Origin of the sequence: Acinetobacter sp. NIOH-H-8 (genome assembly GCF_046635365.1) — a bacterium.
Lineage (GTDB): Bacteria > Pseudomonadota > Gammaproteobacteria > Pseudomonadales > Moraxellaceae > Acinetobacter.
The window spans coordinates 1-10,824 of the sequence record NZ_JBHDVN010000077.1 but is presented as its reverse complement, the minus strand read 5'-3'; the positions used below and the strand labels follow the sequence as shown (position 1 = coordinate 10,824).

At 36.2% G+C, this 10,824-nt stretch carries 11 protein-coding genes; 4 read left to right on the top strand and 7 right to left on the bottom strand.

What is annotated here, in order from left to right:
* Positions 1–37: 37 nt before the first annotated feature.
* From ACEWB7_RS16405 to ACEWB7_RS16385, 5 genes are all read right to left on the bottom strand, one after another.
* Positions 38–649, bottom strand: a complete 612-nt coding sequence (locus ACEWB7_RS16405; protein ID WP_004889724.1) for a recombinase family protein — start codon at positions 647–649, stop codon at positions 38–40.
* 225 nt (positions 650–874) lie between these two features.
* On the bottom strand, positions 875–2,218 hold the full coding sequence (locus ACEWB7_RS16400) for a hypothetical protein (protein WP_411580967.1): 1,344 nt from the start codon (positions 2,216–2,218) through the stop codon (positions 875–877).
* A gap of 704 nt (positions 2,219–2,922) precedes the next feature.
* A complete protein-coding gene (locus ACEWB7_RS16395; protein WP_005225405.1) occupies positions 2,923–3,594 on the bottom strand; it encodes an Abi family protein in 672 nt (223 codons plus the stop codon).
* A 415-nt stretch (positions 3,595–4,009) separates the two neighbouring features.
* Complete coding sequence (locus tag ACEWB7_RS16390; RefSeq protein ID WP_005225402.1) at positions 4,010–4,441, bottom strand: hypothetical protein; 432 nt, start codon at positions 4,439–4,441, stop codon at positions 4,010–4,012.
* Between the two features lie 17 nt (positions 4,442–4,458).
* The gene (locus ACEWB7_RS16385; protein ID WP_139845772.1) at positions 4,459–4,725 is read right to left on the bottom strand and encodes a mobilization protein; all 267 of its coding nucleotides are present in this window, start codon (positions 4,723–4,725) and stop codon (positions 4,459–4,461) included.
* Positions 4,726–4,934: 209 nt separating this feature from the next.
* Between ACEWB7_RS16385 and mobQ the strand changes: the two genes are divergently transcribed.
* The gene (gene mobQ, locus ACEWB7_RS16380) at positions 4,935–6,371 is read left to right on the top strand and encodes a MobQ family relaxase (protein ID WP_048882684.1); all 1,437 of its coding nucleotides are present in this window, start codon (positions 4,935–4,937) and stop codon (positions 6,369–6,371) included.
* 129 nt (positions 6,372–6,500) lie between these two features.
* On the opposite strand, the gene ACEWB7_RS16375 is transcribed toward mobQ, so the two are convergent.
* Positions 6,501–6,680, bottom strand: a complete 180-nt coding sequence (locus tag ACEWB7_RS16375; protein ID WP_005261369.1) for a hypothetical protein — start codon at positions 6,678–6,680, stop codon at positions 6,501–6,503.
* A 303-nt stretch (positions 6,681–6,983) separates the two neighbouring features.
* Here ACEWB7_RS16375 and repM point away from each other — a divergent pair, with 303 nt between their 5' ends.
* The 3 genes from repM (at position 6,984) to ACEWB7_RS16360 (ending at position 9,167) form a co-directional block, all read left to right on the top strand.
* Positions 6,984–7,934: a replication initiation protein RepM gene (gene repM / locus ACEWB7_RS16370; protein ID WP_005225810.1), complete on the top strand. Its 951-nt coding sequence runs from the start codon at positions 6,984–6,986 to the stop codon at positions 7,932–7,934.
* A gap of 60 nt (positions 7,935–7,994) precedes the next feature.
* Complete coding sequence (locus ACEWB7_RS16365; RefSeq protein WP_240664393.1) at positions 7,995–8,552, top strand: plasmid replication DNA-binding protein; 558 nt, start codon at positions 7,995–7,997, stop codon at positions 8,550–8,552.
* Positions 8,553–8,939: 387 nt separating this feature from the next.
* Positions 8,940–9,167 (top strand): hypothetical protein, encoded by a 228-nt coding sequence (locus tag ACEWB7_RS16360; protein WP_000555568.1) that lies wholly within the window; start codon positions 8,940–8,942, stop codon positions 9,165–9,167.
* Positions 9,168–9,373: 206 nt separating this feature from the next.
* Here the strand turns inward: ACEWB7_RS16360 and ACEWB7_RS16355 are convergent.
* A partial coding sequence (locus ACEWB7_RS16355; protein WP_370974531.1) for a SulP family inorganic anion transporter occupies positions 9,374–10,824 on the bottom strand: 1,451 nt, incomplete at its 5' end.

Sequence of the window (10,824 nt, the reverse complement as noted above, 5' to 3'; positions counted from 1 at the left end):
TAGATATGACATAAGGGAAGCACTGATACAAGCCTTTTTAAATGACTTTAGCAACTCGATAAACAGTTGCAACTCCACAATTCACTGCTTTGGCAATTTCTTCCTTAGTCATATTGCCAGCTGCTAGCAATTCTTTTATTCGTTTGTGCTTAGCCTCATTGGCTTTCTTACCTGTTGGTTTGTAACCCGAACGTGCCAGGCCCTGCTTAATACGTTCTATACGTTTCTCATTGTCCAGGCGGGCCATTGTTGCCAGGAGATCAATCAACATATTGTTGATGAGATCCAGGATTGAATGAGTAATGCTGTCACTGGTTTGAATCATTTGGTAGGTAGTAGGAAGATCTGCTACGACTAAACGAAGTCCCTTCTCCTGGATCCTGCGCTTCAGCTCTTGAAAATCCTGTTGGGTTAGGCGTGATAATCGGTCAATACTTTCAACCAACAAGGTGTCACCTTGATTTGCTTCTGACAGTAGCTTATTCAATTCAGGTCGGTCTAACTTCGTACCACTATAGTTTTCCACGTACACAATGGTTTCGCCCAAATTCAAGTTTTGGTTTAGATCCTGAAGAATCTGCAAAGCCCTTTCTGCATCTTGATCTTTAGTTGAAGCTCGTAGATAAATACGTGTATTCATTTCTATCATTTAATCTTAATTCTGTTAGATTAATGATAACAACATCATTTAATTATTGCATTAAGTCTAATGATAGATATTGTATGCGATTTGGCTCGCTATCATTCAGCTATACTCTTTTGATAAAAAAAGCATGACTAAAAGCCATGCCTTGGGAATTCGTATAAGGTGTATTATGTTAATTTTAGAAGAATTAACATTTCTATATTTTTATGGAACATAACTATGAATTTATCATCTTACAAGATCGTTTACTCCTAAATGACCAAACTTGCCATTTATTAGACGACCATCATCTAACTGCACATTTTTAAATTCAATTGTTCCCTCTGAATCATTGACAGTGACACCAGTACAATGATTATTCGTCAATTTACAGTTCCATTTCAGATAAATATTCACATTTAATTGACCCTTCTGTGGTCTTTGATACGCTACATTTACATTTTTAGTAATTGTATCGTATTTCACTGTGAACTCGAGATTAGAGTGATTATCTCGACTCATAAAGCGAAAATACTTACTTTCATTTTCTGCATATACAACTGCTGCGACTGTTTCATCAATTTTAAAAACTTCATCTCCTGCAATCACTTGACCATAAGGAACTTTTTTTACAAAACCTCCAGATACTTTCAACTCTGGAGAAGCAATATATTCAATAGGGTTAGTAAATAAGTTATTGATAAATTTAAAGGTGGTTATACCATTTTCATAATCTGTATTTAATGTAAAATCTCGATTGAAGTATCCCTTATATATGTATACATCTTTAGGCTGTTCATTACTAAAATAATTCCCCTCCGTTAAAATAAATCTATCGTGATCAAGATCCACAGGATTATTAAAGTTAAAATAGTATTCTTTATCTGTAGTAAAAGTTAAAACAGAGCTAGTTTTCCAATCCAAAAATTTTTCTATTGTTGCAGGTTTACCATTAACAACTAAGTCTGATTTCGCATGATATTCATTAAAGCGTTTGGTGTCCCATACTGGCCAATTAGAATTTACTTCAAAATTAACAGAGCCTTTAATTTTGGCAGTGGATGCAAAATCATTATTATTTAAACGTCCTGCTATAGAACCATTTGCATTTATAATAAAATAAGTTTTACCATTACTTTGCTTTTCAAGTTTATAAGAAAATGTATCACTACACGAATTTTGACATCGAACCGTCAGATGTCCTTTATCATTCTCTGAATAGCTAAAAACTCCAACTTTATCTTCTTTAGGATAAAAATAAAGACCCGCCAAATTATTAATATGGGCAGATAAATCATTGCTTGGCGTAAGAATCTCTAAATCCCACATATTATTGTTAGTAGCAGATGCTTCAATCACACTATCTGTATGAAATGGTGAAAACTTAATGGTTGAGTTATTAGCAATACCAGAATTTTCAATTTCAAAATAGCCATGTGTCAAATCTGGACTTAATACAGAAGTTTCTACAATAGGCTTCGGCACAGATGTATCTGATGACGTTGGACTACTTTCTCCCCCCCCTCCACCGCATGCGACTAATAAAACAGATAAAAGAGTTAAAGGTAATAATGTTCTTCTATTGTGAAACATATAAATCCTTGTTTGAAAAAAATTACTTTTTAAAATTTTATAAAAATACTGAATTTAGAATACTTTTGTAAGCATTCAATATCATTTCATAAAACCCTGAAACTTCGCCTTGTTCTTATACAGGAAGGTAAGCTAATTGAGTACTTAGAAGATTATTTTTATCTAAAATTTAGTAAAAAAACGTTCTATTTAAAATTTAATAAACTGGCATTTACTGTCTTATTCCTCCCCATTTAACATAATGGGCGTTATACGAAACGCCTTTTTAAATAGTATTATTTATCAAATAGTTAACTCAATAAATCCAAAACCCCAAAGATCAAAAAACAGACGTTTTAACAACTCGTGTGTTTTTTAAGCAACTTTGTAATCTTTCGCCAATAAAATCGTCTAAAAAATGCTCAATTTTGGCATTTTCCCAATGTTCTCAGCTCTTCTAGGGCGAAAACTATCCCCAATTGCTGTGGATGAAATTTAGGCTATTTTGTACGCTCTGGCGTACATAAATCTCGGCCCTTTGCGGCTACCTGGGACAGTGGAATTTTCCTATGATGAACTCATCGGGAACAGGAAGTTCCATACAAGAATAACAATAGATAAGCACAAGGACTGTAAGGTACGACAGGAGTTATACCGAGCGAACCCATACGAAAAACCCCGGCAGGATGCCGGGGTTTTTTATTTCTAAAATATTAAAAAGATAATTACTTATTTCTAATTAAATTTTCTAATTCAAGTGCAAATGGCTCTAGTAAAGTAAAAGTATATTCACAACGACAGTGAATAAAAATCATTAATACTTTTAAATCATTTTCTAATGATCTGTTAAAAATAATAGGCTCATGATGAGCAATTCTATTTCTTAGTTCTCGTAATTGATCAATCCAATCATAAAAAGTTTGCCTATTTTCCGTTAGTACATTTGGAAAGACCTGAGTTAAACAACTTTTCCAAATACGATCCTCATAATTAGACATGAACATCTTTTGCCAAAATACAAATTTAAACTCTGGAATCATCTTACTAGGAGAAGAAGGAAACTTTCGTTGAACTTCATCGAACATGCTTTTAGGGCTGTGTCGACCTTTGCTACTCAAACTTCGAATAAAGCCAGGATTAATATGCCAACTATTAGTTGAATTACAGTTAAACGCTATTTCTATAGCTTCTACAACTGCATTTCTAAGAACAATTTCGAAGTAATTTAGTAAGTAAAAAAATCTATTGGAAATAATTAAATTTCTTTCATAAAGCTTCATAACATCTTGTTTTTTATAAGGCTCATTTCTATTCTTATAGAAATACTCATACTTTGAAAGACGTGGTATAGATAGCGTTTTCTCTATTTGTAACAATGCTGAATTTGACAATTCCACCGCTTATACCCTACTATGTGCTTGTAAGTTTGAGAGACTGCGGATCTTTGATCTTCCCTCCCAAGCGTTAAGATTCGGAAAAAGCCTTTTGCTAACGTGAAAGGCTTTTTTCATTATAAGTAGCTATAAAACAATGTATGCCTATAATTTACTTAATGTTTATTATAATCTTAGTTATAAATAATGATACTCTAGTAAGATAATCTAACCTTACAACCACATAAAAACAGTCTAAGTTATTGATTTTAAAAGAATTTTACATCGGGCATGAAGCATGTTACAATGCGCTAAAGCGCATTGTAACATGCTTCATGCCCGAGTGGACCGATTACGCTCGTCTAAACAAAACTATAAGACCTATAGAATTACCTGTTAAATTCAAGCTTTTATTTAATATAAGATCTCTTATTCGAAATTACATACCAACTTTAACCACATTGTAGATAGGTTGGAGTTTAGAGATAAGAAAAACTTCTAGGGCATTTGCTAAATAAGCCGTATCACGTTCAAAACCTATCGTAATAATGGATCCAGCATCTTTCAGTCTTGGATCTATCGCAATATATTCAGTTTTATCTTCATTCCATCGACAATATTTCATTACCCGAGCGCTTAAGCCATTACCACGATAACGGCCAGCACCTCTAGAAGTTCCAACACCGATATAAGTCACTAAATCCCCTTTGATAAACGCATATACACCTTGTTTATCGTAATTAGGAATTTTCCCAAAATTAAAATGTACTGGTGACCATTCAGGAGGCTTTCCTAATAAATCTACATTCCAGTGATGTTCAAAAAATAATTCTGTATTACGTATTAACTCATTAAGTGTTGGATCTTCCACTACTCATCTCTCAAAATTTATAAATTAAAAAGCTTTCGGTCACGCTCATCTGTCAAATACTTATCCATCTGAGCAATTAATTTAGCTCTGGCTTGTTCATCTTCTTCGGTGATTTTCAACATGCAGGATCCGATTAAAATCTTACGTCTGGTATCTTCCTTTCTTGCCTGTTCTTTCTCTTTGGCACGTTCTCTTGCCAGTGCTGCCTGTCTTTGAGCTTTGAGCTGTTTCAGCTTTTCTTCCTGGGCTTTAATTTTGCTGTCTAGTGTTTCAGTAACGCTCATTAATCCAATACCATCATCCTGGGAAACCATCCCTAACATAAGCGCACTTGAATATGCATTCAAGGTGCTATATGTATAGTAATGTTTTCCTCGAAGAGCGCACTTATGCAAACTTCGTTTGCAAGTCCGATTGGGGTCCCCCCAATACCCCGACAACCGTAGGCACGGTTGTATTTCACTACGTGAAAATTTAAAAGCGAAAAATAGGCATGGCGATTTACCACTTTTCAGTCAAAACCGTAGCACGATCAGCAGGGCGTTCCGCTACTGCTGCAATTGCCTATCGGGCCGGTGAAAAGATCTATTGTGAACGTGAAGGCCGAGAACATGACTACAGCCGAAAAACAGGTGTGGAATACAAAGAAATTTATTTACCCGAAGGCGCACCAGAACATTTAAAAAACCGGCAAAAACTCTGGAACGAAGTTGAACAACGGGAAACCCGAAAAAACTCGACAGTTGCCCGGGAATTTGAAATCGCTTTTCCAAGTGAATTAAATCAGGAACAACGCCTGGCCATGCTCGAAGAACTATGCGCCAGTATCGTAGACAGACATCAGGTGGCCGTCGATGCCTGTATCCATGCACCGCATACCGGATCCGGCAGCGATGAACGCAATTATCACGCGCATATCCTGATGAGCACACGCAAGCTCACGCCTGAAGGTTTTACCGAGAAAACCCGGGAACTGGATCAGAAACACAGTGGAGAAATCGAACACTGGCGCGAACACTTTGCCGATATCTGCAATATGCACCTGGATCTGGCCGGATACACCGCCCGAGTCGACCACCGCAGCTACAAAGACCAGGAGAATGGCCTGGAAGCGACCCTGCACGAAGGACCGAAAGTCACCGAACTACGCCGAAAAGGGATTGAGACCGAAATCAGCCGCAGCAATGATGAAATCAAACAGAGAAATCAGGCTCAGCTGCAATACGGCAAAAATATGGATCTGCTGATTGCTGAAAATGAGATCAAACTCAGCACACTGAAAACAGAACAGCAGATCCAAATCAAAAATAGCGCTAAAACGCCACCAATTGACGAAAAAGCCCTGTTTGAGGAAAAACAGAGGGAAACCCTTGGCAAAGTGCTAAAACGCGAAATCAGCGCAAAAGACGCGAATCTAGACCTGGATTTCATGCAGCGTAATCTCAAACAAGCCGAAATAACCCTGACCAAGCACCACAAACATCAAAATGAGTTCAATCAGCAGCTTGCCCAGGAGATCGTGAAAAGCGGACTCAAGCAAAGTCATGACAAATTGCAAAGCCTGGTCGATCAACACAACGAATTAACTCAGAACAAACCCTTACTGTTTGGAAAAAAAGCCTGGGAAGCCCAACGTGATGCGATTTACCAGGAGCACAAAAAGCTGAAAGGTCAGCATGAACACCAGAAAAAACATGGTGTGAAGGATTTATTGGAAAATGAAAAGTTTAAAGAACATGCCTGGAAGCAGTACCAACAACAACATCCAGCCAAAGCCAAGCAATACCAGACTCTATACCCATCCTATCAAGTCATTAAAAAATGTGTGGATGAGATCAAAGCAGAACAACAGATGAAACTCAGACAGGAACAACAGCTCAAAGCACAGCAACATGCGCCTAAAATGAAATCTAGTGGCATGAGTCGCTAAACAGAGCGAGTGTCTACGAGCGAACTGAAAAAATTTGCCCATCCCTTTCCCTGATTACAAGCTCCCTATCCATTAATCACCTACCCTACAGAGCATCCCGCATGGGTGCGAACTTTCCAAGTTTGATTCTTAAATCGAGCGTAGCGAGAAAAAAAGCTCATGAGCGAAGCGAATTCCGAGCTGCTTTTGATCTTGCTTTTGCTTTTTCTCAAATTCACGAAAATATGAACCAAAAATTGCCCCGACGAATCGAGCGAAAGCGAGATTCAATAGAGTTTGAGCGAAGCGAAAACCAAGGGCAATTTTCATGAATTTTCTTTTTTATTTTATATTTATAATATTTAATATTTGAAGCATTTTTTCTTTTTTGTTTTCAATATATTATGGTGGTATAAACATAGGTTTTATCCGTTTCAAACATAGGTTTTATCCGTATAAACATAGGTTTTATCCGTTTCAAACATAGGTTTTATCCGTTTCAAACATAGGTTTTATCCGCATAAACATAGGTTTTTATTTTACTATTTAAATGAGTATTGTTATGATGATTCCCTAAGTGAAAAATTTATCTAGATTTTGGTAAATCCATATAATGTTTATAGGGAAATAAGAATGAGCCGTTCAGAAAATTTAGACATGTCGATTCTTGTCTCTAAAGCAAATGATTTAGTAAAAGCTCATTATAAAATGACTGTTGTTGAGCATAGATTGTTCAATATCGCTTTATCAAAAATTCGTTCTAATAAGATTACATTAGATAATAATGTACCAATTACCATTTCAGCTCATGAATATGCAGATCTGTTTTCAGACACCATAGATGGCGGTTATAAAGCCCTTAGAACGGCTGTAGATACTTTATTTGAACGCCAGTTCACATTAGAGCGAGAAATCTCAAATACTAAAAAACACGTTAGAACATATAGATTTATTCAAATGAAGGGATATCTTGAAGGTGAAGCTAGAATTGAAATTCAATTTGCTAATGACGTCTTACCATTTGTAAGTGAGCTAGCTAATAAATTTACTCAAATTGATCTTCAACATACGGTTGATTTAAGCAGCCAATATGCCAATCGCTTATATGAAATTCTTAAAGAAGTGCAGAACTATAAAGAGCAAAAAGTTTTTCTAGAGTTGGACGATCTTCGATCTAGGTTCGGTATCGAAAATAAATATAAAACTATGTCAAATCTAAAAGACAATGTCCTGGACTTAGCTGTCACTCAAATAAATAAGAGCAAAGCCTGCGATATATATAACCTTCAATATACTAATAAGAAGGCAGGGAAAAAAATTATAGGATTTGAGTTTACCTATAAAATTAGAAAGCAACCAAAGAAGTCAGATATAGCTATACAACCTATAGTTTTAAAAATGACTGATTCGCAACGTTATCTTTTTGCTAATAAACTCTCTGAGCTTACCGAGATGAATAAATATTCTCAAGGTACAGAAAGTTACTCTCAATTTGCTGTTCGCATTGCCGAAATGTTGCAGGATCCACTTAAAATTGAAGAATTACTGCCATATCTAAAGAAAGTAGGATTTAATACAAAATAAACTTCATGTTCAGATTGGATGTTCACATGAACATCCTTGTACACGCACTGAGGGATTACATTGAACACAACAAAATTCAGCGTCATGGATGCAAGTAAAGCCTTTAAAAAATCACGTACAACAATATATGAGGCTTTAAAAAATGGTGAATTATCAAGAGATCATGATGGTCTTATAGACTTATCTGAACTTATCAGAGTTTATGGCAATCCAGTCGGTGTTCAGTCCAGTACACGTACTGAACAAGTTCAGAAGGATGTACAAGTACACGTTCAATCTGAGGTTGAAAGTGTATTAAAAGATCAAATTTCTTTACTCAAAAATCAGTTAGATTTAGCAAATCAAAGAGAAAAGTCTTTGATGCAACATATTGAAGATCTTACTCATAGAATTGAGTTTAAAGGCACCTTAGAACAGCCAAAACAAGAAAATATTAATAAACTAAATGAATCTACTAATTCGAATATAGCAACAGATCCTCGGCCACAGACCGAGTCAAACTATGACGAATTGACTACTCCTCAGAAAGACAATAAACGTATCCCTGTTCCAGAACACGTTGAGCCTGAACCAAAAAAAAGGGGTTTCCTGAGCCGTTTTTTTCTTCCTTATGGTTAGCCAGGACTCCAATTTTTTGATGGGCCAATTTCAGTGCAAGCACATGAAATAATGACTCACCAAAAAACCGGATGAGGTTTATTAAGACTGAATAAAACCGTGGAACATTGTTCAATATTTAAGCGTGGAACATGAATAATCAATAAAAAGCCGTTCTGGTGCCCTATACTCCAAAACGGCTTACTTTAATATACTGATATTTAAAGAGAAATATCAAGCATTTCGTATAAGGTGTATTATGTTATTTTTAGAAAAACTTAACTTAAATAGATAAATCTAATATATTATCTTTCTCACAATTTCATAAATATCAATTATCTAATAAGCTTTAAATTCTCTTACTAAGTCTGTATGGTGTTTTATCAGAAAGATACTATAGAGGGTAATATGCATAGTTTTTCTGTAAAAGAATTGGATCAGTTGATTGAAAATGATCTAAAGGAAAAGAAAAAATCCAGTAAGTTATTGATTGGATATAAACTATTTCATGATCTAATGAATGACCCTAAATTTCATGCAGAAGTGACAGATTCAGCCCTGAGTGCCACAAAACGAAAATATAAGAACCTCAAGATCAAGATTACGACGGATAAATATCAACTTCATTTTGAATAAAACATAAAAAAGAGAGCTGGCAGCTCTCTTTTTTATGATAGAAGTGTACTAGTGAGTACACTTCTATCATCTCCATTTTACATAATGTTCATTATGAATAGGTTTTACAATTTCATTAATTATCATATAGATATATTTTTTTGACTTCGTATAAGGTGTATTGTGTTAATTTTAGAGATTCTACATAAACGTAAAATCTCCTGCGCTTAGATTCTGGCATGTGTTCCATACTTATCAATCATGATAGAGCTGGCTTCATTTAAGCCACGCACAGTGACATTCACACCATTCTTTTGAAATTTTTTTACAACAGAATCAAGCATGGCGACTGATGTTACATCCCAAATGTGAGAATGGGTCAAATCAATAATCACATCCTTTACATCCTCTTTAAAGTCAAAACCTTGCATGAATTTTTCAGAAGAACTAAAGAAGATCTGACCTCTCAACTCATATAAACGGGCCATTCCTTCAAAAGATGCTGTCACCTGGATATCATTTTCAAGTTTATTCGCCAGGAACAAGGCTGAAAGTAATACGCCTGTTAACACACCCAAAGCCAGGTTATGCGTAGCAACAACTACAATCACCGTCGCAATCATGACGAAATTACTGCTCTTAGGATTATCTTTTAACTGAGTGACAGAACTCCATTCAAAGGTACTGATAGAGACCATTATCATTACCGCTACCAATGCAGCCATTGGAATCACTTTGAGCCAGTCACTGATAAATACAACCAGAATAAGAAGAAAAATGCCCGCAGAGAATGTTGATAAGCGTGTAAGGCCACCTGATTTTACGTTAATCATAGATTGACCAATCATTGCACAACCGGCCATGCCACCCATAAAGCCAGAAGCAATATTCGCAATCCCTTGTCCCTTACATTCCTGATATTTATCACTTGGCGTATCAGTCATTTCATCCACGATAGTTGCTGTCATCATCGATTCAAGTAAACCTACAGCCGCCAGTGCGACTGAATAAGGCAAAATAATCATCAATGTTTCAATATTCAAAGGAATATCTGGAATCAAGAACATTGGAAGTGTGTCAGGTAAAGACCCCATATCGCCCACGGTCCGGACATCAATTCCTAAAGCGATTGCCAATAATGTGATTGCAATGATGCAGACTAGTGGAGAAGGGAGTAATTTTCCTAATTTGGGAACCAGAGGGAATAGATAAATAATTGCTAAACCTAAAGCAACAAAAGCATATACATGCCAGGTCACATTAATCAGTTCAGGCAATTGAGCCATGAAAATTAAGATCGCTAACGCATTTACGAATCCAATAACCACAGATTTAGATACAAACCGCATTAACTTGGCGAGCTTTAAATAGCCTGCCAATATTTGAATCACGCCTGTCAAAATTGTTGCTGCCAGCAGATATTCAAGCCCATGCTCTTTGACCAATGTGACCATAAGCAGCGCCATTGCGCCAGTGGCTGCTGAAATCATGGCAGGACGACCACCTACGAAAGAAATCACGACGGCAATACAGAAGGATGCGTATAGACCAACTTTAGGATCTACACCTGCAATAATTGAAAATGCGATGGCTTCAGGGATGAGTGCAAGACCGACGACTAATCCGGCAAGTACATCCCCACGGATGTTAGAGAACCACTGTTCTCGGACATTAGATA

Coding starts and splice junctions, on each gene's coding strand:
- ACEWB7_RS16405 (WP_004889724.1), bottom strand. CDS start 649: ATGATAGAAATGAATACACGTATTTATCTACGAGCTTCAACTAAAGAT.
- ACEWB7_RS16400 (WP_411580967.1), bottom strand. CDS start 2,218: ATGTTTCACAATAGAAGAACATTATTACCTTTAACTCTTTTATCTGTT.
- ACEWB7_RS16385 (WP_139845772.1), bottom strand. CDS start 4,725: ATGAGCGTTACTGAAACACTAGACAGCAAAATTAAAGCCCAGGAAGAA.
- mobQ (WP_048882684.1), top strand. CDS start 4,935: ATGGCGATTTACCACTTTTCAGTCAAAACCGTAGCACGATCAGCAGGG.
- ACEWB7_RS16375 (WP_005261369.1), bottom strand. CDS start 6,680: ATGAAAATTGCCCTTGGTTTTCGCTTCGCTCAAACTCTATTGAATCTC.
- repM (WP_005225810.1), top strand. CDS start 6,984: ATGAGCCGTTCAGAAAATTTAGACATGTCGATTCTTGTCTCTAAAGCA.
- ACEWB7_RS16360 (WP_000555568.1), top strand. CDS start 8,940: ATGCATAGTTTTTCTGTAAAAGAATTGGATCAGTTGATTGAAAATGAT.